This is a genomic window from Pseudomonas sp. GW821-FHT04D07 (assembly GCF_059420225.1).
On sequence record NZ_JBWKTH010000003.1, the window covers coordinates 292,970 to 313,829 of the forward strand.

At 60.3% G+C, this 20,860-nt stretch carries 16 protein-coding genes and 1 pseudogene; 10 read left to right on the forward strand and 7 right to left on the reverse strand.

Annotated features, from left to right (window positions below):
- Window positions 1-61: 61 nt before the first annotated feature.
- Together AC07T0_RS07280 and AC07T0_RS07285 are read right to left on the reverse strand one after the other, a co-directional pair.
- On the reverse strand, window positions 62-1,372 hold the full coding sequence (locus AC07T0_RS07280) for an MFS transporter (protein WP_495000512.1): 1,311 nt from the start codon (window positions 1,370-1,372) through the stop codon (window positions 62-64).
- A 302-nt stretch (window positions 1,373-1,674) separates the two neighbouring features.
- Window positions 1,675-2,613, reverse strand: a complete 939-nt coding sequence (locus tag AC07T0_RS07285) for a LysR family transcriptional regulator (protein WP_495000513.1) — start codon at window positions 2,611-2,613, stop codon at window positions 1,675-1,677.
- A 480-nt stretch (window positions 2,614-3,093) separates the two neighbouring features.
- Here AC07T0_RS07285 and AC07T0_RS07290 point away from each other — a divergent pair, with 480 nt between their 5' ends.
- From AC07T0_RS07290 to otnI, 6 genes are all read left to right on the forward strand, one after another.
- A complete protein-coding gene (locus tag AC07T0_RS07290) occupies window positions 3,094-4,713 on the forward strand; it encodes a methyl-accepting chemotaxis protein (RefSeq protein WP_495000514.1) in 1,620 nt (539 codons plus the stop codon).
- 137 nt (window positions 4,714-4,850) lie between these two features.
- Window positions 4,851-5,756 (forward strand): L-threonate dehydrogenase, encoded by a 906-nt coding sequence (ltnD, locus tag AC07T0_RS07295; RefSeq protein ID WP_495000515.1) that lies wholly within the window; start codon window positions 4,851-4,853, stop codon window positions 5,754-5,756.
- Window positions 5,757-5,766: 10 nt separating this feature from the next.
- Complete coding sequence (otnK, locus tag AC07T0_RS07300; RefSeq protein ID WP_495000516.1) at window positions 5,767-7,056, forward strand: 3-oxo-tetronate kinase; 1,290 nt, start codon at window positions 5,767-5,769, stop codon at window positions 7,054-7,056.
- Window positions 7,053-7,691, forward strand: coding sequence for a 3-oxo-tetronate 4-phosphate decarboxylase (gene otnC / locus AC07T0_RS07305; RefSeq protein ID WP_495000517.1), 639 nt, complete (start codon window positions 7,053-7,055; stop codon window positions 7,689-7,691). The genes otnK and otnC overlap by 4 nt, the downstream gene beginning before the upstream one ends.
- A gap of 195 nt (window positions 7,692-7,886) precedes the next feature.
- Window positions 7,887-9,347: a GntT/GntP/DsdX family permease gene (locus AC07T0_RS07310; protein ID WP_495000518.1), complete on the forward strand. Its 1,461-nt coding sequence runs from the start codon at window positions 7,887-7,889 to the stop codon at window positions 9,345-9,347.
- Window positions 9,348-9,368: 21 nt separating this feature from the next.
- On the forward strand, window positions 9,369-10,151 hold the full coding sequence (gene otnI, locus AC07T0_RS07315) for a 2-oxo-tetronate isomerase (RefSeq protein WP_495000519.1): 783 nt from the start codon (window positions 9,369-9,371) through the stop codon (window positions 10,149-10,151).
- Here the strand turns inward: otnI and AC07T0_RS07320 are convergent.
- Together AC07T0_RS07320 and AC07T0_RS07325 are read right to left on the reverse strand one after the other, a co-directional pair.
- Window positions 10,148-10,957: a DeoR/GlpR family DNA-binding transcription regulator gene (locus AC07T0_RS07320; RefSeq protein WP_495000520.1), complete on the reverse strand. Its 810-nt coding sequence runs from the start codon at window positions 10,955-10,957 to the stop codon at window positions 10,148-10,150. The two genes, otnI and AC07T0_RS07320, sit on opposite strands and share 4 nt — an antisense overlap.
- 157 nt (window positions 10,958-11,114) lie before the next feature.
- A complete protein-coding gene (locus AC07T0_RS07325; RefSeq protein WP_495000521.1) occupies window positions 11,115-13,172 on the reverse strand; it encodes a carbon starvation CstA family protein in 2,058 nt (685 codons plus the stop codon).
- 288 nt (window positions 13,173-13,460) lie between these two features.
- Between AC07T0_RS07325 and AC07T0_RS07330 the strand changes: the two genes are divergently transcribed.
- Window positions 13,461-14,822, forward strand: coding sequence for a cache domain-containing protein (locus AC07T0_RS07330; protein ID WP_495000522.1), 1,362 nt, complete (start codon window positions 13,461-13,463; stop codon window positions 14,820-14,822).
- A 30-nt stretch (window positions 14,823-14,852) separates the two neighbouring features.
- Window positions 14,853-15,485, forward strand: a complete 633-nt coding sequence (locus tag AC07T0_RS07335; protein WP_495000523.1) for a response regulator — start codon at window positions 14,853-14,855, stop codon at window positions 15,483-15,485.
- Window positions 15,486-15,618: 133 nt separating this feature from the next.
- Here AC07T0_RS07335 and AC07T0_RS07340 read toward each other — a convergent pair whose 3' ends face one another.
- Window positions 15,619-16,617, reverse strand: coding sequence for a bile acid:sodium symporter family protein (locus AC07T0_RS07340; protein WP_495000524.1), 999 nt, complete (start codon window positions 16,615-16,617; stop codon window positions 15,619-15,621).
- 311 nt (window positions 16,618-16,928) lie between these two features.
- On the opposite strand from AC07T0_RS07340, the pseudogene AC07T0_RS07345 reads away from it, so the two are divergent.
- Window positions 16,929-17,066, forward strand: a pseudogene (locus AC07T0_RS07345) (DUF1801 domain-containing protein); the annotation flags it as partial.
- A 91-nt stretch (window positions 17,067-17,157) separates the two neighbouring features.
- Here AC07T0_RS07345 and AC07T0_RS07350 read toward each other — a convergent pair.
- Window positions 17,158-18,414, reverse strand: coding sequence for an MFS transporter (locus AC07T0_RS07350; RefSeq protein ID WP_495000525.1), 1,257 nt, complete (start codon window positions 18,412-18,414; stop codon window positions 17,158-17,160).
- A gap of 73 nt (window positions 18,415-18,487) precedes the next feature.
- Here AC07T0_RS07350 and AC07T0_RS07355 point away from each other — a divergent pair, with 73 nt between their 5' ends.
- On the forward strand, window positions 18,488-19,180 hold the full coding sequence (locus AC07T0_RS07355; protein WP_495000526.1) for an ArsR/SmtB family transcription factor: 693 nt from the start codon (window positions 18,488-18,490) through the stop codon (window positions 19,178-19,180).
- A 61-nt stretch (window positions 19,181-19,241) separates the two neighbouring features.
- On the opposite strand, the gene AC07T0_RS07360 is transcribed toward AC07T0_RS07355, so the two are convergent.
- Complete coding sequence (locus tag AC07T0_RS07360) at window positions 19,242-20,810, reverse strand: sensor domain-containing diguanylate cyclase (RefSeq protein WP_495000527.1); 1,569 nt, start codon at window positions 20,808-20,810, stop codon at window positions 19,242-19,244.
- Between the last annotated feature and the right edge of the window lie 50 nt (window positions 20,811-20,860).

Consider the following 20,860-nt stretch of genomic DNA (forward strand, 5'->3'; position numbering starts at 1 on the left):
GCGCAACCTGTAGGCGCGACATATCGAGGGGGGGACGGGATAGCGATGGGCTGACTTAAGGTCAGCTCGAGGTGTGGTGACGCATACGACGGCCAAGGCAGACCACGGCGACGACACTGATCAATGCTGTCGTCATGACATAGAAGCTGGGTGCCAGCTTGTTGCCGGTAGCATCGATCATCCAGGTCACGATCAGCGGGGCAAAACCGCCAAACAGGGTGATCGAGAAGTTGTAACTCAGTGCCAGGCCGGTACCACGAATACTGGTAGGAAATATGTCGGCCAGCATCGCAGGGATCGGCCCCAGGCACGCAGCGATCAAGATGCCCACGATGGCTTGGACCAACAGCAACACCGATACGTTGGGAAAGGTGTTGAGCAGCAGAAACATCGGGTAGGACGACAAACCGGTAATCAGCAAGGCGATGGTCAGTACCCGAAACCGTCCATAGCGATCCGAGAGTCCGCCGAACACCGGTGCCATGACCATCAGGGTCGCTCCGGTCACCAGCGCCCCAAGGTATGAGGACGTGGCCGCGATGTGCAATTGCCTCAAGGCATAGGTCGGCATGTAAAGCTTGTGCACATAGTTGAACGCCGTTGCACCCGCGACCACCCCGATGGCCAGCAGCAGGCTGACACGGCCTTTGATCAACACATCGCGCAGTGGGGTTTTATTCTGCACATTCGCCGCGATCTTCTGGAAGTCCGGGGTTTCATCGATCTGGCTGCGGATGTAAAAGCCCACCGGCCCAATCAGCAGACCCACGCCGAAAGCGACACGCCAGCCCCAGCTATTGAGTTGCACATCCGACAGCAGGTAGCTGAGCAATGCACTGACCCCAGCGGCCAATACCGTCGCCAGACCCTGGGTCGACAGCTGCCAACTGGCGAAGAAGCCACGTCGCTTGGCATCAGCGTGTTCGACCATGAATGCGGTCGCGGCACCGAATTCCCCGCCGGTGGAAAAGCCCTGCAGCATGCGCGCAACAATAACCAGCAGCGGTGCGGTCAGGCCGATCTGCTCATAAGATGGGACAAAGGTGATCAGCGCGGTGCCGAGCATCATGATCAGGATCGACATCGTCAGCGAGGCCTTGCGCCCCACTCGGTCGGCGTATGTACCCAGCACGATGGCACCCAGCGGACGCATCAAAAAGGAAATACCGAAGGAGCCGACGCTGAGTAGCAGTGACGTGGTTTCGTTGTCTGACGGGAAAAACAGTTTGCCGATCACTACCGCGAAATAGCCGTAGATCAGCAGGTCATAGAATTCCAGGGCATTGCCGATACTGGCGGCGACGATTTCCTTCCAAGGGCCTCGCTGAGTAGACGCCTGTGCCGAAGGCACGATGGATGCTTGAGTGGTCATGAGAGGGTCCCGGGTCTGTTTCACAGTTGTCGATCGTATTCGCCGAGCCGCAACACGGTTCGACGACATCGATGGCAGTCATTGTTATGGGTGAAAACAACCGGATAGCGGGTGAAGATCTGCGTCTCCATGGCTATCCGGCCCGGAGTCGAAATTGAATCAAGTGCTGGATGATGGCAATTGCTGTTTCAGCACATCCTTGGGCTGATTGCGCACACGCCTGTCAGCACGGTCTTTTCCGCACGGTCGACCCGCCGTTTTTTTTTCGTATGCCCGTAATCAGTGCACGTTTGAACCCGTGTTCAGGCCAGGTTTTTGCCGCGATTCGATCCGTGCTCCGCATGACGCAAGAGCAGACCCTGCCATATCTTCATCACCAGTTCGCTCTGGTTGGAGCGCAGGCGATGCAAGGACACGTCGAAGCTGATCTGAAACTCCGGACTGCCCGCGATCAACAACTCGCCCGAGGCCAGGGCGCTTTTGGCGACCATGCGTGGCAGCCAGGCGAGACCGCTGCCGCGCTTGGCCATTTCCAGAATGGCTTCGTAGGAGTCGGCTTGATAGATCATGCGTAAAGCCAGCCGCTGAGGCCGTCGCGCCAAGTGTTGGGCGAGTACTCCGCGCAGAGCGAGTGTCGGCGAGAACGCCAGCCAGGGGATGGTCGACGCGCTGCTGTTGATGGAAATATGGAACAAGGGCTGGCCATGATCGTCCGGTGCACTGACCGGCAGCAGCTCTTCATTGGCAAGCACCAACGAATCGAAACGCTCTGGATCAATCAGAACCTGGGTCAGCGGGCTGGAAAAGTTCAACAGCAAGTCAACGTCGCCGGCGGACAACTTCATGATTGCCTCCTGCGCGCCACTGGTCACCAGTGACACCGGAAAGCAGCCGAACTGTTGGTTCAGAGACTCGTACCAGTCGGGGAAAAAATCGCTGGCCAGGGTTCGTCCCGTAGCAATGCGCACCGGCTCATCGCGGTTTGATCCTCCTCCCTGAAGCTGTGCCCGCACCGCTGCCAGCAACTCCACCGATTGCGTTGCAGCTTCAAGGAACAGCAGGCCGCCGGGCGTCAAGGACAAGGGTTGCTTGCGCTCGATCAGTGAAGTGCCGACCCAGTCCTCCAACGCCCGAATACGCCGGCCAAATGCCGGATGGGTCACGCAACGGATTTCCGCTGCCCGAGACAGGCTACGAGTGCGAGCCAGTTCGATAAAGTCTTCGAGCCATTCGAGTTGCATGGTGATTTCCTGCTGGGAAGCGATGGGACGAACGCGAAGAAATATTAGCGGATTTGTCGGGCAACGACTTCAACGCGCTGGCAGTCATCCGCTCAATCTCGATCCATGCACGTTTATAAAGCGCTACCGGCCGACATTTGCACCAGTGGGAGGCGGTCAGTCGTGGCATTCCGAGTGGTTTTCCCGTCAATTGGGCTTGGTGTTTTGTGCTGCCGACTGGCACAAAGGCTGCATGGCTTGTTCCAGGTTCAGCGGGTACGTATTCCCGTGGACACCCCCCCTCGGTCAACGACGATCGATTGGCCGGACAGGCCGGGGCAGCATTCAACATCGTAAAAGAACAGGCAAAGGCGCCTGGAACCGTAAGGTTTCAGGCGTTTTTTTTTGTCTTTTTAACCGTGAATAGTTCGGATTTTTTTGCGGTATGACGTTTTCAAATGTGCTGCCCGGTGGGTAGGTATTAATCGGAGAGCATTTGATATGGCCAAGCTAAGCACGGCACAACGTATTGTCATCGGCTTTGCAATTGCACCGTTGGTACTGACAGGTCTGGTGTTATATGCGTTGCACGATCTGGCAACGCTCAAGGAGCAGGCCATGGTGATCGTCAAGCAGGACTGGCCAAAGATCGATCCGATCATGGTCATCGCCACCGGTGTACGGGACAACGCCAGGAACACCCGGGATTTGCTGATCGACAAAGACAATCAGCAAGCGCAACAGTCCATCGACAGCACCAAGAAGCGCATCAGTCAGGCGCTTGAAACACTTGGACCGTTGTTCGATCGGCCGGAAGGCAAGGCCGCCTATGCCGCCTTGAAAAGGAATCGTGAGGCCTACGTCGCCGCGTTCACACAGGTGCAGGTGTTGATCAGGCAAGGCGCTTTTGAGGCGGCGATGACGCAGCTGAAACAGCAAGTCATTCCCGCCGAGCAGCAGGTTTATCAAAGCCTGGATGCCCTGATGGCGCTACAGGGACAGATCTTCGTCGAGCGTGAACGGTCGGCGCAGTTACTGTACAGCGATGCATGCCTGAACATGTTGGGGTTGTTTGTGCTGTGCCTGGTCTCGGTTATCGCCGCTGCGATTATCGTCACCCGCAGTGTCACCCGGCCCTTGGGTGGCGAACCCGATGTGGCGGCGCGGCTATTGAGTCAGATCGCGCAGGGTGACCTGACGATTCAGGTGCCGGTGCATGCCAATACCGACGGTAGCGTGATGATCAATATGCACCAGATGCAGCAAAACCTGAACGCCATGGTCAGGCACATCGCGGCGTCGGTGGATCAGGTGGCTAGTTCGTCCGAAGAGTTGAGCGCGGTCAGCAGCCAGACCAGTAGCAGCTTGCACTTGCAGGGCCTGGAGATCGAACAGGCGGCCGCGGCGGTCAATCAGATGACCATCGCTGTCGAGGAGGTTGCCCGCAATGCCCTCAGCACCAGCGAGGCGTCCCGGGTGTCCGCGCAAACCGCCCAGCGTGGCCGTGAGCAGGTGCAGGAAACGGTGGTCTCGATAGGTTCGCTGGCGGATGGCATGACGGATACCTCGCAGCGTATCCAGCAACTGGCCGGGCGTGTGCAAGACATCAGCACCGTGCTGGACGTGATTCGCAGCATTGCCGAGCAAACCAATCTGCTGGCCCTCAACGCGGCAATTGAAGCGGCTCGGGCCGGTGATGCCGGACGTGGTTTCGCGGTGGTCGCCGATGAGGTGCGGGCGCTGGCCCATCGCACCCAGGTCTCGACCCAGGAAATCGAGCAGATGATTGGCAACGTGCGGCAGGACACCGGGCAGGCGGTGAGCGCCATGCATAGCAGCAGTCAGCGGGTGCAAGCCACCCTGGAAGTCGCGCAGCGCTCCGGCGAGGCGCTGGAAGAGATCACCCGGTCGATCTCGCAGATCAACCAACGCAACCTGATGATCGCCAGTGCCACGGAGGAGCAGGCCATGGTGGCGCGTGAGGTGGATCGCAATCTGGTGGGTATTCGCAACCTGTCCGAGCAGGTTTCGCGGGGTGCCGAACAGACTCACGCGGCCGGTTCGGAGTTGGCGCAGATGGCGGGAGCCCTGCACCAGACCGTGGCGCGTTTCAGAACCTGAACGGGGAGGGGGCAATTGAAGGATCTACGCCGTTGGAGGGGCTTGTCGATTCGATGTTAAAAAATGTTATTTTGAAAAAATACTTCACATGATCAGATCATTGGAGGATCATCCGCTTAACTTGATGGAGTCCTCTCATGAATAACAAGAATGTCGGTGTTGTCGGTTTGGGCGCGATGGGCCTGGGCATTGCCCGCTCGTTGTTGCGCAGCGGTTTCAATGTGCATGCCTGTGATGTGCGGGCGGTGGCCACGGAACAGTTTGCCGGCGAGGGTGGGGTGGCTTGTGCTTCGCCCGCACACATGGCTGGCGAGTGCGAGGTGATCATCACGGTGGTGGTGAATGCCGAGCAGACCGAGACCGTCCTGTTTGGCGAAGGCGGCGCCGTAGCGGCGTTGCGCCCTGGCAGCCTGGTGATCGGCTGCGCCACCGTGGCCCCGACCTATGCGGTCGATCTTGGCCAGCGCCTGGCCGCGCAGGGCCTGCTGTACCTGGATGCGCCGATCTCCGGTGGCGCGGCCAAGGCCGCTGCTGGCGAGATGACCATGATGACCTCGGGCCCGCAGGCGGCTTACGCCAAGGCCGAGGCGATCCTGACGGGCATGGCTGGCAAGGTCTATCGCCTGGGTGACGTCCACGGTCTGGGCTCGAAGGTCAAGATCATCAACCAGTTGCTCGCTGGGGTGCATATTGCGGCCTCTGCCGAAGCCATGGCCCTGGGCTTGCGTGAAGGGGTCGACGCCGACGCGCTTTACGAAGTGATCACCCATAGCGCCGGCAATTCCTGGATGTTCGAAAACCGCGTGCCGCACATTCTCAAGGCCGACTACACGCCGTTGTCGGCGGTGGATATTTTTGTCAAGGACCTGGGCCTGGTGCTGGATACCGCGCGGGCCAGCAAATTCCCGCTGCCGCTGTCGGCCACCGCCCACCAGATGTTCATGCAGGCTTCCAGCGCCGGTTTCGGTCGCGAGGATGATTCGGCGGTGATCAAGATTTTCCCGGGCATCGAGTTGCCGACGGCCAAGACCGAGTCGGTTTGAGGAGCGCACAATGAGCAAGCGTCCATTGCTGGGCTGCATCGCCGACGATTTCACCGGGGCCACCGACCTTGCCAATATGCTGGTGCGTGGCGGTATGCGCACGGTACAAAGCATTGGTATCCCGAGCCGCGAAGTCGCCGCCGGAATCGACGCCGATGCGATCGTGATTGCCCTGAAGTCGCGCACCACTGCCGTCGCCGAGGCGGTCGGGGAATCCCTCGCGGCGCTGGCCTGGCTGCGTGAGCAGGGCTGCGAGCAGATCTTTTTCAAGTACTGTTCGACATTCGACTCCACCGCGGCCGGCAATATCGGCCAGGTCAGCGAAGCACTGCTGGTGGCGCTGGGCAGTGACTTCACCCTGGCCTGCCCGGCGTTCCCGGAAAATGGCCGGACGATCTTTCGCGGCCACTTGTTTGTCCAGGATCAGTTGCTCAGCGAGTCGGGCATGCGGCATCACCCGCTGACGCCGATGACCGATGCCAACCTGGTTCGGGTGCTGCAAGCGCAGACCAGCCTGAATGTCGGCTTGTTGCGCTACGACAGCATTGCCCAAGGGCCCGAGCAGGTTCGCGCGCGCATTGCCGAGTTGCGGGCTGAAGGTGTTGGCATCGCCATCGCCGATGCCTTGTCGAACGAAGATTTATATACCTTGGGCACGGCTTGCGCCGACCTGCCGTTGCTGACCGGCGGTTCGGGACTGGCCTTGGGTTTGCCGGAAAACTTCCGTCGCGCAGGAAAACTGCGCGACCTCGATGCGGCGCAATGGGTGCCGGTTTCGGGGGGCGAAGTGGTGCTGGCCGGTAGCGCCTCGCTGGCGACCAACGGCCAGGTGGCGGCCTGGCTCGAAGCGGCGCGGCCGGCCCTGCGTATCGATCCACTGGCCTTGGCCGCCGGCGAGCCGGTGGTTGCGCAGGCCTTGGCCTTCGCCCGTGGGCACAAGGAAACCGTCTTGATCTATGCCACCTGTTCACCGGAGGAGGTCAAGCGGGTGCAGCAGCAATTGGGTGTCGAGCGGGCCGGTAGCCTGGTGGAAAACGCCTTCGGCGAAATTGCCGAGGGGCTGCGCCAGAGCGGCGTGCGGCGCTTCGTGATTGCGGGTGGGGAAACTTCGGGGGCGGTGGTGCAGGCCTTGGGCGTGCAACTGCTGCGCATTGGCGCACAGATCGATCCGGGGGTGCCAGCGACAGTCAGCAGCACTGCTGAACCGCTGGCATTGGCCCTCAAATCGGGCAACTTCGGTGGCCGCGACTTCTTCGACAAGGCCTTGCAGCAACTGGCCCAGACGGGAGCTGCGCAATGACTCATGAAAACGCCTTGCGCGATGAAATCTGCGAGGTCGGGCGCAGCCTTTACGCACGCGGTTATACCGTTGGCAGTGCCGGCAATATCAGTGCCCGCCTGGAAGATGGCTGGTTGATCACGCCGACTGACGTCTGCCTCGGTCGCCTCGACCCGGCGACGATTGCCAAGGTCAACCGGGCCGGTGAATGGGTGTCCGGGGACAAGCCCTCGAAGACCCTGGCGCTGCATCGTCAGGTCTATGACCGCAACCCGGGTGTGGGCGGCGTGGTTCATACCCACTCCACCCATCTGGTCGCATTGACCCTGGCGGGCGTTTGGCAAGCGGACGATATCCTCCCGCCGCTGACGCCGTATCAGGTCATGAAGGTCGGGCATATCCCGTTGATCGGTTATCAGCGACCCGGCTCGCCCAAGGTGGCCGAACAGGTCGCGCAACTGGCCAACCATGTGCGCGGCGTGATGCTTGAACGACTGGGCCCGGTGGTCTGGGAGAGTTCGGTGTCCAAGGCCAGCTATGCCCTGGAAGAACTCGAGGAAACCGCGCGGCTGTGGCTGATGAGCAACCCCAGGCCCGAGCCGCTCGATCAGGCGGCACTGGACGAGCTGCGCGAGACCTTCGGCGCGCATTGGTAGAGCACGGTTTTTTAGCACCACAGCACAGATCGATAACGCAGGCCCTGTCCGGGAGACGCGCAGCGACTCCCGATGGCCAAGGCTTGCCAAAAAAACAATAACAACAGGAAATCCAAGCATGATTGACCTTCACTGCGGCATTTTCAGATCCCGTGGCGCAAGCGCTGCGTTCACCCAACGCGGAGGGTTGCGCAAATGAGCCCGTTAATTCTGATGGTGACCGCCGGGCTGGGCATTGCGCTGCTGCTGTTCCTGGTACTCAAGTATAAATTTCAACCCTTCGTTGCCTTGATGCTGGTCAGCATCCTGGTGGCGTTGGTGGCCGGGGTGAAACCGGCCGAGCTGGTCGCGACCATTGAAGGCGGGATGGGCAAAACCCTCGGCCATATCGCGATCATCATTGCCCTGGGCGCGATGATCGGACGGATCATCGAACTCTCCGGCGGTGCCGAGGCGCTGGCCAAGACGCTGATCGCCCGTTTCGGCAATCGGCGTACCCCCCTGGCGCTGACGATTGCCGGCTTTATGGTCGGGGTCCCGGTGTTCTTCGAGGTCGGGGTGATCATCCTGATGCCGCTGGCCTATGGCGTTGCTCGCAGCGCGCGCAAGCCGCTGCTGGTGTTCGCGCTGCCGATGTGCGCGGCCTTGTTGACCGTCCACGCCTTCCTGCCGCCACACCCGGGTGCGGTGGCCGCGGCCAGCCAGCTGGGCGCCGACCTCGGTCGGGTGCTGATGTTCGGTCTGCCGATCACCGCGCTGCTGTGTTATGTCGGCTACCGCGTAGCCGGGCGCATGACCCGTCGGGTATACCCGATGACCGATGATATCCGTGCCGAGGTCTACGGCCCGCATGTCACCAACGACGACCTGGCCGCCTGGGCCAATGGCAACGACAGCAGCACTGCGCAAGCCGCTGTGGCGGTGTCGCACATGGGGCTGGAAGAGTCCACCAGCAACCTCGTCGCCAAGTTACCGCCAGCGCCGGCGCCAGGTTTTGGCTTGATTGTCGGTCTGATCCTGTTGCCGATCATGCTGATTTTGCTGGGCACCCTGGCCACCTCGTTGTTGCCCGCCGATTCGACCCTGCGCGGCATCATGACCGTGCTCGGCGCGCCGCTGGTGGCGCTGCTGCTCGACACCTTGCTGTGTGCCTGGTTGCTCGGTTCGCGGCGCGGCTGGAGCCGGACCCAAGTGTCCGATGTGATCGGTTCGGCCTTGCCCGGCGTGGCGATGGTGATCCTGATTGCCGGGGCCGGCGGAGTCTTCGGCAAGGTTCTGGTGGACACCGGGATCGGCGCGGTGGTCTCCGATATGTTGCGCAGTACCGGTCTGCCAGTGCTCGCCCTGGGCTTTTTGTTGACCCTGCTGTTGCGCGCGGTACAGGGCTCGACCACGGTGGCACTGGTGACCACGGCCGGTATCATCAGCCCGTTGATCGCGACCCTCAACCTCACCCCGAACCATATGGCCCTGCTGTGCCTGGCCATGGGCGGTGGCGGTTTGGCCATGTCGCATATCAATGATGCCGGCTACTGGATCTTCACCAAACTGGCCGGGTTGAATGTGGCCGACGGCCTGCGCACCTGGACGCTGCTGACCACCTTGCTCGGTACGCTGGGTTTCTGTATTACCTTGTTGATCTGGCCGTTTGTCTGAGTTTTTATCCTGGGAGCTACCATGCCTCGTTTTGCTGCAAACCTCAGCATGCTTTACCCGGAACAGGGGTTTCTGGAGCGCTTCGCCGCGGCGGCTGCCGACGGCTTCGAGGCGGTGGAGTACCTGTTTCCCTATGACTACAGCGCACAAGAACTCAAGCAGCGGCTGAGTGACAACGGCCTGGTGCAGGCGCTGTTCAATGCACCGCCTGGCGATTGGGCGGCGGGGGAGCGCGGTATCGTGTCGTTGCCTGGCCGGGAAAGTGAGTTTCGCAGCGGTTTCCAACGCGCCCTGGAGTATGCCGCGGTGCTGGGCAATTCACGCATCCACGTCATGGCCGGTCTGCTGCCCTCGGAGAACGAGCGGGCCCGGCATCACGGCGTCTACCTGGAAAACCTCGCCTATGCCACGGCCCAGGCGGCCAAGGTCGGCGTCACGGTGTTGCTGGAACCGATCAATACACGGGACATGCCGGGCTTTTTCCTCAATCGCCAGGATCAGGCCCAGGCAATCTGCAAGGAAGTCGCTGCGAGCAATCTGAAGGTGCAGTTTGACTGCTATCACTGCCAGATCGTCGAGGGTGACCTGGCCAGCAAATTGCGCCGCGACTTCGCCGGAATCGGCCATATTCAGATTGCCGGGGTGCCGGACCGGCACGAGCCTGATCAGGGGGAGATCAACTACCCCTATCTGTTCGAGCTGATCGACCAACTGGGTTACGACGGCTGGGTCGGTTGCGAATACCGTCCGCGCGGTGATACTTCGGCGGGCTTGCAATGGCTGCGCGACTGGAAGGCGCGCTAGGCGGAGGGTAGTAGCAGTTCCACCCCTTGCTTGCGGATACCATCGGCCGCCGCGGCGGTCAGTGCGTCGTCGCTGAGGATCAGGTCGAACTGCTCGAGCCCGGCGATCCGGTACATGCTGAAGGTGCCGTACTTCGAACTGCTGGCCACCAGCACGGTTTGCGCGGCCGATTGCATCGCTACCTGCTTGACCTCGACCTTCAGCGCCGAAGGCGTGGTCAGACCGCGGCGCAAATCCCAGGAGCTGGTGGAGATGAAGGCGATATCGGTGACCACCTGGCGCAAGGTGGCGACCGCCAGCCCACCGACGCAGGAATGGTTGGAGTGATCCAGCTGGCCGCCGGTATGGATGACCGTGACCTGGGGTGCGTCCATCAAGGCCTGGACAATACCGAAGTCATTGGTCACCACGGTCATGCCGGAAAGCGCCTTGATGTACGGGACGATCTCCAGGGTACTGGTGCCCGCATCCAGGTAAATCGTCATATCGGCATGCAGCAACCGCGCGGCAAGTTTCGCCATCGCCTGCTTCTGCGGCAGCTCGACCACGGCCTTGAGCTGGTGGCTGGGTTCACTGTGCAGCTGGCTGGCGATGCGCACGCCGCCGGTGACCGAATAGGCCCGGCCTTCCTGTTCCAGCAAGGCAATGTCACGGCGCACCGTCATGTGCGAGCACTCGAACATTTCCATCAACTGATGAACGCTCAGCACCTGATGCTTGCGCAGCTGGCGCAGCATCAACTCACGGCGCTGTTCAGGAATCATCGGTGCGCCGCTTTCGGCGGCGATGTCCTTTTGACTAGGCATTCGGGCTCCACAATGAAGAAATCCGCCGACAAGGAGGGCGGAGCAAACATAGTAGCGAATCTGCGTTAAAGGAACGAGTTGTTGCGGATACCCCATGAAAAATGCCCCGTCTTTTTCGAGACGGGGCATTTTTTTCATCGAGCTGGGCAATCCTCGATCAGACCTCTGGAATGGCCTGGAACGGCGATTCCTTATCCGTGCGCTCCTTGAGACTCCAGGCCGCAACGCCGACCTTGATGGCATAGAACAAGAGGCTGAGCACCACGAACAGAAACAGCCCCATCAGCGTCGTGTTGGTGTAGGCATTGAAGATCACGTGCTGCATCTGGGTGAGGTCCTTGGCCGGTGCAATCACTTGCCCTGCCTCCAACGCTACGCTGTACTTCTTCGCCAGGGAGAGGAAACCGATAGCCGGATTGGCGTCGAACAGTTTGATGAAACCGGCGGTGATCGTGCAGACCAGCAACCAGGCTGCCGGTAGCAAGGTCACCCAGACATATTGCTGGCGCTTCATTTTGATCAGTACGACAGTGCCGAGCATCAGTGCGATACCGGCCAACATCTGGTTGCCGATACCGAACAGCGGCCACAAGGTGTTGATGCCGCCCAGCGGGTCGATTACGCCCTGGTACAGCAGGTAACCCCACATGGCCACGCAACCGCCGGTGGCGATCAGGTTGGCGGTCCAGGAATCGGTGCGCTTGAGCGCCGGAACGAAGGCCCCGAGCAGGTCCTGCAGCATGAAACGCCCGGCACGGGTGCCGGCATCCACCGCCGTCAGGATAAACAGCGCTTCGAACAGGATCGCGAAGTGGTACCAGAACGCCATGCTGTCTTTACCCGGCAGCAGATGGTGGAGGATCTGCGCAATACCGACCGCCAGGGTCGGCGCACCGCCGGCACGGCCCAGCACGGTGGTTTCACCGATGTCCTTGGCCACGGCCAGCAGGGCGTCTGGGGTGATCGCGAAGCCCCAGCTGGTGACGGTCTGCGCCACTGCCACGACATCAGCGCCGACCGCGGCTGCCGGGCTGTTCATGGCGAAGTACACGCCCGGCTCGATCACCGAAGCGGCGACCATCGCCATAATCCCGACGAAGGACTCCATCAGCATGCCGCCATAACCGATGTAACGGGCATGCCCTTCACTGGCCAGCAGCTTGGGTGTGGTCCCGGACGCGATCAGCGCGTGGAAACCGGACACCGCGCCGCAGGTAATGGTGATGAACATGAACGGAAACAGGCTGCCTTTCCAGACCGGACCGGTACCGTCGACGAATTGGGTCAGCGCCGGCATTTTCAGCATGGGCATGGTGATCAGGATACCGACCGCCAAGGCGATGATGGTACCGATCTTGAGGAAGGTCGACAGGTAGTCGCGCGGTGCCAGGATCAGCCACACCGGCAATACCGCGGCGACGAAACCGTAGCCGATCAACATCCAGGTGATCTGCAGGCCGGTGAAGCTGAAGACTTTTGCCCACACCGGATCGGCGGCAATTTGCCCGCCCAGCCAGATCGAGCCAAGCAGCAGGAGCACGCCGACCACGGAGATTTCACCGATGCGGCCCGGGCGGATGTAGCGCATGTAGACGCCCATGAGCACCGCGATCGGGATGGTCGCCATCACGGTGAAGATGCCCCATGGACTCTCCGCCAGGGCCTTGACCACGACCAGCGCCAGCACCGCGAGGATGATGATCATGATCAGGAAGCAGCCGAACAGGGCGATGGTCCCCGGGATGCGACCCATTTCCTCACGGATCATGTCGCCCAGGGAGCGACCGTTGCGCCGGGTGGACATGAACAGGACCATGAAGTCTTGAACGGCACCGGCCAGCACCACGCCGGCGATCAGCCACAGCGTACCGGGCAGGTAGCCCATTTGCGCCGCCAGTATCGGCCCGACCAGTGGACCGGCGCCCGCGATGGCGGCGAAGTGGTGACCGAAAAGCACGTGTTTGTTGGTCGGCACGTAGTCCAGGCCATCGCTGTTGACGACGGCGGGAGTGGCGCGATTGGGGTCGAGCTGCATCACCTTATTGGCGATAAACAGGCTGTAGTAGCGGTATGCGACAAGGTAGATAGCGACTGCGGCGACGACGATCCAGAGGGCATTGATGGCTTCGCCGCGGCGCAGGGCCACGACACTCAGCGCAAAAGCTCCCAGGACGGCCACGGCAAACCAGGCGAGGTGTTTAGCCAGACGGGTCATTGCGTGTCTCCTGCCGACAGCCAGTGGACTGCGGCGGTAATTTTTATAATTGTGTCCGCTGTGCGGAGCAAGGCCAATATCCACGTATGGCGTCAACAAATGAATCAGCACGACTACGTACGCAGGGTCTACGTAGTTCTACCGAGGGTGACCGACATGCGGTCGTCATAGTCGCCAACAGCGCTACTGGAGCGGCGTATCTTTGGCATATGATGCCGGCCTTCGCCCCCTTGGTCCGGTATTCGCCAATGACCACTTGGCGCCCGTTCGGTCAGGACAGGAATAGCAATGCAGCTCAAGCACAAAATCGTCGCCCTGGGGATTTTGCCTCTGGTATTGGCCATCGCCGTCATCTGCGCGCTGGTGATTTCCCTGAACCGCCAATTGGGCGATCAACAGGCGCAACTGATCGAAGACAGCATTCTGGCCAGCAAGCGCGCGGAGCTGAAAAACTACGTCGAAATGGCGCAAAGCCTGATCGCGCCGCTTTACGATGACGGCAAGGGTGGCGAGCACGCCCAGCAACAAGTCCTCGAAGAACTGCGCAAACTCAGCTTCGGGATCAATGGTTATTTCTTCGTCTATGACCGTCAAGGCCGTAGCCTGATGCACTCGCGGCAGTCGGAGCTGGTGGGCAAGGACCTGTGGGACATGAAGGACCCGCATGGTTTACCGGTGATCCAGGCGCTGCTCAAAAGTGCCGAATCAGGCGAAGGCTTTCAACGCTATGCCTGGAACAAGCCCTCTACCGGGCAGGTGACCGACAAGCTTGCCTATGTGGTGATGCTGGATCGTTGGGGCTGGATGCTGGGTACCGGCATCTACCTTGAGGATGTCGAGCGCGCCACCCAGCAGGCCCGTGACGAAGTGGCCAACGGTATCCGCAAGACGATGCTGGCGATTGCCGTGGTCGCCCTGGTGGCGGTGCTGCTGGTGTTCGCCAGTGGTATGACGCTGAACGTCAGTGAGCACCGTCTGGCCGACAAGAAACTTCAGCGCTTGAACCAGCGCATCGTCAGTTTGCAGGAGGAGGAGCGCACACGGGTATCCCGTGAGCTGCACGACGGTATCAGCCAGGTCCTCGTGTCCATCAAGTTTCAGTTTGAGCTGGCCAGTCATGTGCTGGAGAAGGGGCAGGACCGGGGCCTGGGCATTTTGCGAGAGGCTGTCGAGCGCCTGGGGGAAGCCATTGGCGAAGTGCGCAGCCTTTCGCACGACCTACGTTCGTCGTTGCTCGACACCCTGGGCCTGCCGGCGGCGATCGGTCAGCTCGCCACCGAGTTCGAGCAGCGTAGCGGGCTGATGGTGACCTACGATAACAATGAATTCGATTGCCAGCTGGTCGATGGGCTACCGGTCTCGTTGTTTCGCATCGTGCAGGAAGGTCTGACCAATATCGAGCGCCACGCACAGGCGCACAACGTCTCGATTACCCTGCGCGGGTCCGCGGAGTCGGTACGCTTGACGGTGGTCGATGACGGTATCGGTTTCAACGTCGCTCAGGTCGAACGGCGTCACTCTGGCATCGGTCTGCGTAATATCCGTGAACGGGTCGAACACTTTGGTGGACGCTTCGAGTTGTCGTCGACGCCGGGAAGAAGTGTGCTGGATGTGCTGCTGCCGCTTAAAATGCCCGCTACAAAGTACTGACTCAGCCCACAACAAGAGCGAACGTCCCTGATGAGCCTGGTTTATCCAATCCGCGTTGCCCTGGTCGACGATCACTCCCTGGTCCGGGATGGCATCAAGGCCTTGCTGGCGATCATGCCCGCCCTGGAAGTAGTGGGCGAGGCCGAGAGTGGCACCGAAGCGCTCGAGATGGTCAAGCGCTGTCAGCCGGACCTGCTGCTGGTGGATATCGGCCTGAAGGACATGAACGGACTTGAGCTGACCCGGGTGCTGAGCAAGACGTACCCGCTGCTGAAGATTCTGGTCCTGAGCATGTACGACAACACCGAGTATGTGAGTGAGTCCGTGCGTTCAGGCGCCAGCGGCTATGTGCTGAAGAATTCGCCTTCACGGGAAATCATTGCGGCCATTGAGGCCATCGCCAGCGGCGGGACCTTCTACAGTGCCGCGATCGCGCAGCGGCTGATCAGCGACAAGCAGAGCGATAACGAGCTGACGCCGCGCGAGAGCCAGGTGCTGCGCAAGATGGTCGAGGGTATGAACAACAAGGAAATGGCCCGCGAACTGGATATCAGCGTGCGCACGGTGGAGACCCATCGGTTGAGCATCCGGCGCAAACTCAATATCGACAAGCCCGCGGCGCTGGTCAAATACGCGATTGACCATGGAATCATTTCACACTGAATTTGATGTCTGTCGTTCTTTCAGGATCATTTCAATCAATGCTTGGACATCCCCCACTTCTACGGAACGCAGCTGCTGAACTCCCGGGTCCACCCGGATGCGCTCCAAATGCTTATCCGTGGATTGGAAGCCATCAAGGATCAACCTGGGCCATCAATTCAGCCACCGACTCCTGGCGTTTTGCATAACGCTGCGCCAGCACCGCACAGACCATCAGCTGAATCTGGTGGAACAGCATCAGCGGCAGGATCAGCACGCCGATGGTGCTGCCGGCGAACAGTACCTGGGCCATTGGCACGCCCGTCGCCAGGCTTTTCTTCGAGCCGCAGAAGAGGATGGTGATGCGGTCTTCCTGGTCGAAGCCAAAGGCCTTGCCCAGCACGCTGGACGCCAGCAGCACCAGCGTGAGTATCACGCCGCAGACTACCACCAGGCCAGCCAGGTCCCAGAGCGGGATCTGATGCCAGATGCCTTCGTTCACCGCCTCGCTGAAGGCGCTGTAGACCACCAGCAGGATCGAACCCTGGTCAACGAACTTCAGCCAGGTCTTGTTGCGCCCCACCCAGGCGCCGATCCAGCGCCGGGCGATCTGCCCGGCTATGAACGGCAGCAGCAGTTGTACGCTGATCTTCAGGATGGCATCGAGGGTTGAGCCGCCGCTGCCATGTACTCCCAGCAGCAAGGTCACCAGCAAGGGCGTGAGGAAGATGCCGAACAGGCTCGACGCCGCCGCGCTGCAAATCGCCGCCGGCACATTGCCCCGCGCCAGGGAGGTGAAGGCAATCGCCGATTGCACCGTGGCGGGCAGGGCGCAGAGGTAGAGCATGCCCAGATACAGTTTGTCGCCAATCAGCGGTGACAGCAGCGGCTTGAGCGCGACGCCCAGCAGTGGGAACAGCACAAAGGTCAGGCCGAACACCAGCAGGTGCAGGCGCCAGTGGCCGGCGCCGGCGATGATCGACTCGCGCGACAGTTTGGCGCCGTGCAGGAAGAACAGCAGGGCAATGGCGATATTGGTCAGCCAGCTGAAACCGACGGCGACCTGGCCGCTGGCGGGCAGGAAACTGGCGAGAAGCACCACGCTGACCAGGGTCAGGGTGAAGTTGTCGGGCAAGAAACGAGGGCGGGTCATCAGGCACGTCATCCAGGAGCAAGAACAGTAGAGGGACTTTAGCCTGTCTATCGTTTGCCGACTAACGCCAATAAGTCCATGAATGTCGCCTAAAGGACATAACGCTGCGCCAGGCATTTTTCTTTAGCGATGTCTGAATCGTTTGACGCTTTAGCCGAAAGTGCCATGCCTATTTCAAGTAGCCGGCGCCGATCCAGTCCCGTGGGTTCGGTGCCAGTTGCCGGGCCAGAGGTAGAAAAACTAGCACAGCGTTGCTGCTTTCTTGATGAAACCGGCGAGTGGTAACCGCCATGAACAGGACGACAACTGCCATGAGCAAGGAAACCGAAGCAGGCGGGAGCGCCTCGCAAATGATCGACGCAAGAATCGCGGAACTGGGGGATTGGCGCGGTGAGACCCTCGCCCGGATCCGGGCGCTGATCGTGCAGGCTGACCCCGAAGTGGTGGAATTTGCGCGAGGGCGAGCGGATCGATGAGCAGGCGTTGACGGCGCTGGTTCGCGCCGCCGTGGCACTCAATACCTCGGTGCCGAAACCGTGATCAGTCCGCGGGCAGGCTGAGTCCTGGCAAGCGTTGCGCCGAGCGGCCGTTACCCAGCACCAGCGCGACTATCGCCAGGCCCTGGGTCGCGGCCGCCAGGCCCAATAGCAAGAGTTCGCCATGAGTCCCTACGGACAAGGATTTCAGCGCACCGAAGCATGCTGGAGCCAATGCGTAGCAGCCTTGGGCGGTGGCGACGATCAGGGTCACCACGCGCTGTGTTTGCTGGCGCGGGAATTCGGCTTGAGCAATAAGTGGCGGCAAGGAGGTGGCGTTGCCGATTCCCGCGCCAAAGAGAATCACCCCCAACCACAGCAGATCCGGGAAGCGGCCTAATCCGCTCATGACCAGGCAGCCGAGCAACTGGCAACCATAGCTCATGCAGGCAACGGTGCGCCGGTTGGCGTTCGGCGGCATCAGCCAACCGACCAGGAACCTGCCGGCGATGGCGCTCGCCGTTGCCAGGCCCATCGCCAATCCAGCCTTTGCTGGCGTGACGTGACTGACCAGCAGCAGGAACAAGTGGGTAATCAGTCCGATCTGGGCGAACAATCCCAGGGACATCGCGGCGGCCAGGGTCACGAAGCGACGATCGCGCCACAACGCGGTTGTAGCGCTACCCGAGGAGACAGTCGGCTGCGCTGGGGGCTGATCAGCCCCATCGGCGTATTGCCCGAGGTCTGCCGGCCGAACCTTGAAGACCTTGAACGACAGCACGGCAATCGTCGCTATCGAAACCAGGCCTACGCCAAGTGCGGCCTGGGTGAAGCCGATCCGGTCGATCAGGTACACCCAGGCGGACGAGAAAATCACACCGCCGATGCTCGCACCGTTATAGGCCATCGCCAGGGCGGCCGGGCGCTTGGTCACAAACCATGGGGAGATGAGTGCATTGACCGCGGCCGCGCCCATGGTCACCCAGCCCAGTCCACTCAACAGGGCCGCCAGGAACAACTGGTAGGGTTGCTCGGCGATGGACCAGCCATAGACACCGACGCCGAGCAGGATCGAACCCAGCACGGTGGTGCGGGGAAGGCCCAGGCGCTTGTACAAGGCGGGGAGGTTCACCACCACCAGGGTGCCCGCGAGAAAGTGCAGGGTGACGGCGGCCGAACACAAGGGCAGCGACCAGCCCGTTCGTTGAAGCACCGCATAGAGGAATATCGGTGGACCGTAGAAGCCGATCCCCCAGCCAAATACCGCCATCACAAAGGTCGCCGCCACGACCTTTCGGCCAAAAAAAATCGAGTGCTTCATCGGTGAATCCCTTCAAGTGGTTTGGCATCAGTATGATGATGAAAAACAGGGATACTTCGGGAGAGCGTGAACTATGGATGTCGAAGCGGCTGATCTTTCTTTGGCGGCGGTCGCCGGTGCGATTGCCGATCCGGCCCGTGCTCAAATGCTCTGCAGTCTGCTGGACGGCCACGCGCGCACGGCCACGGAGTTGGCGGCCGTAGCCGACATCGGCGCGTCCACCGCCAGTGGCCATTTTTTGCGTTTGCGTGAACAAGGGTTGGTGGACATGCTGGTTCAGGGTCGGCATCGCTATTACCGACTGGCCAACGCCCGGGTGGCGCAGGCCCTGGAGGCGTTGTTATCGATCACTGATCGCAGTGCGGCGCCGTTTCAGTCCCGCACACCTTCTGCCTTGAAGCGGGCCAGAACCTGTTATGACCATTGCGCCGGGGAAATCGCGGTCAAGCTGCATGACACCTTGTTGCAGGCAAGCTGGATTGAAGAACAGGGCAAGGACTATGTCCTCACGGAAAAGGGCGCCGCGGCGTTGGCGCGATTGGGCATCGATATCGAAGCCGTAGCGCGCCAGCGCCGGCGTCTGGCCTATCCCTGCATGGACTGGAGCGAGCGCTCACCCCATATCGGCGGCGCGCTGGGCGCGGCCCTGCTGGAGCTGTTGCTCAAACGCGGCTGGGTGAACCGCCATCTCGACTCCAGGGCCTTGCACCTGACACCGAAAGGCGCGAAGAGCCTGGCAACCGCGTTTGGCTTGGCGGATCGTTAATGGCATCACTGCGACGCTTGCGCGCCAGCCGCGTCGCGCTCATTGACCCGTGCAGAGGTCCTCAGACCAGGGCGCTGGACAAGTTATTGGAAATAACCGTCCGGTTTCGGCCGTTGGATTTTGCCACGTACAGGGCTTTGTCAGCGATATCGATCAGATGCTCGGGGGTATCGGCTTTTGATCCGGATAACGCACTGATGCCAATGCTGATAGTGACGATTTTGGCGGGTGATTCGCCGTGTTGAATGGCACTGCGCTCTACGTCCGTTCGAATCTTCTCGGCGATAATAAAGGCACCCACATAGTCGGTGTTCGAGAGGACAATGGCAAACTCTTCTCCGCCGTACCTGGCCGCCAGATCGCTTTCCCGAGTGATATTTTTTTTGATAATGCTGCTCACGGCTTTCAGGCATTCATCGCCTTGTACGTGGCCGTAATGGTCGTTGTATTTCTTGAACAGGTCGATATCAATCAGGATGAGGGCGAGATCATCGGGCTTGCGCCTGGCCTTGCTTATTTCCGAGTTGATAAACAGGTCGAACCTGCGGCGATTCGAGAGCCCCGTCAAGCCATCTTCGAGTGCCAGTTGCCCGAGCGCCTTGTTCGCCTCTATATAGGCTCTTTCAGAGTGTTGCAGCTCTTTTTGTGCCTGGATCTGTTGGCTCATGGTTCTTATGAGGCGATAGCCCAGCAGGCTGAGAATGAGCAGCAATACTGAGGATATGATAAAGCTCGCAATGGACTCGCGGCGCCAGTCCGCCAATATCTCATCTCTTCCAAAAGCCGCAATGACCACCATGGGATAACCATCGACGCGGCGAAAACTGATGACCCGTACGATGCTGTCAACAAATGATCTTATTGTTGCGGTGCCCGAGGTGACCCCGGGTTGCAATAAGGCAAACACCTCCCCGGTTGAAATATCCGTACCAATTTCAGCGTCCTTGAAGGGCTTGCGTACGATGATGTGTCCTGTCGAGGAGGCCAGATTGATGATGCCATTCTTGCCGAGATCGATGTTGTCATAGAGGCTGAGGAAGTATTTAAGATAAAGGGTGGCTACCGCCACACCGGAAAAACTACCGTCAGGATGATTGATCCGGCGCGACAGGGTAATAATCCATTCGTCTGTTGAACGGCTACGTATGGGCGGGCCCAGGAACGGAGCGGCGCTGGTATGGTCGCGATGGTAGATGAAATAGTCGCGGTCCGAGTTATTTGTGTTGGGCTTGTTTCTGTCGCTTGAGTTTAATAAGCAACCACCTTGTTCGTCGTAAATGGAAAAGCCATGGATTTGTGGCAGGCGCTCTTGTTGGGCCATTAATACCGCCTCCAGTTTTTTCAATTCCTCCGCGCCAGTGCCTTCCATGTTTACCCGCCGCTGGGCCCCGAGTATGACGGTGTCGGCTTGGGTGAGGGTGGCCGCTATGCTGGACGACAAGGCCTTGGAGAGGTTTGACATCTCGACCTCTTTGTCATGCAAGTGATACGCCAGGGAGTTGCAGACCCCCCAGATGCTGATGCTGATCAATGAGATGCAGACCGCCGCGACAAAGAGAATCACATGACTGATCTTGAGCTTGGTATCCGCCCACGCGGCACTGAAGGCCGAAGTCGTTTTGGTGAGCATGAACAACACATCCATGTGATTGAAATGGCTTTGTGTAGCTTATGTTTTTT

Excerpts from the sequence above, each read along its gene's own strand:
- otnI (WP_495000519.1), top strand. The coding sequence starts at position 9,369 with ATGCCTCGTTTTGCTGCAAACCTCAGCATGCTTTACCCGGAACAGGGG.
- AC07T0_RS07290 (WP_495000514.1), top strand. The coding sequence starts at position 3,094 with ATGGCCAAGCTAAGCACGGCACAACGTATTGTCATCGGCTTTGCAATT.
- AC07T0_RS07355 (WP_495000526.1), top strand. The coding sequence starts at position 18,488 with ATGGATGTCGAAGCGGCTGATCTTTCTTTGGCGGCGGTCGCCGGTGCG.
- AC07T0_RS07310 (WP_495000518.1), top strand. The coding sequence starts at position 7,887 with ATGAGCCCGTTAATTCTGATGGTGACCGCCGGGCTGGGCATTGCGCTG.
- otnK (WP_495000516.1), top strand. The coding sequence starts at position 5,767 with ATGAGCAAGCGTCCATTGCTGGGCTGCATCGCCGACGATTTCACCGGG.
- AC07T0_RS07330 (WP_495000522.1), top strand. The coding sequence starts at position 13,461 with ATGCAGCTCAAGCACAAAATCGTCGCCCTGGGGATTTTGCCTCTGGTA.
- AC07T0_RS07360 (WP_495000527.1), bottom strand. The coding sequence starts at position 20,810 with ATGCTCACCAAAACGACTTCGGCCTTCAGTGCCGCGTGGGCGGATACC.
- AC07T0_RS07280 (WP_495000512.1), bottom strand. The coding sequence starts at position 1,372 with ATGACCACTCAAGCATCCATCGTGCCTTCGGCACAGGCGTCTACTCAG.
- AC07T0_RS07320 (WP_495000520.1), bottom strand. The coding sequence starts at position 10,957 with ATGCCTAGTCAAAAGGACATCGCCGCCGAAAGCGGCGCACCGATGATT.
- ltnD (WP_495000515.1), top strand. The coding sequence starts at position 4,851 with ATGAATAACAAGAATGTCGGTGTTGTCGGTTTGGGCGCGATGGGCCTG.
- AC07T0_RS07325 (WP_495000521.1), bottom strand. The coding sequence starts at position 13,172 with ATGACCCGTCTGGCTAAACACCTCGCCTGGTTTGCCGTGGCCGTCCTG.
- AC07T0_RS07335 (WP_495000523.1), top strand. The coding sequence starts at position 14,853 with ATGAGCCTGGTTTATCCAATCCGCGTTGCCCTGGTCGACGATCACTCC.
- AC07T0_RS07285 (WP_495000513.1), bottom strand. The coding sequence starts at position 2,613 with ATGCAACTCGAATGGCTCGAAGACTTTATCGAACTGGCTCGCACTCGT.
- AC07T0_RS07350 (WP_495000525.1), bottom strand. The coding sequence starts at position 18,414 with ATGAAGCACTCGATTTTTTTTGGCCGAAAGGTCGTGGCGGCGACCTTT.
- otnC (WP_495000517.1), top strand. The coding sequence starts at position 7,053 with ATGACTCATGAAAACGCCTTGCGCGATGAAATCTGCGAGGTCGGGCGC.
- AC07T0_RS07340 (WP_495000524.1), bottom strand. The coding sequence starts at position 16,617 with ATGACCCGCCCTCGTTTCTTGCCCGACAACTTCACCCTGACCCTGGTC.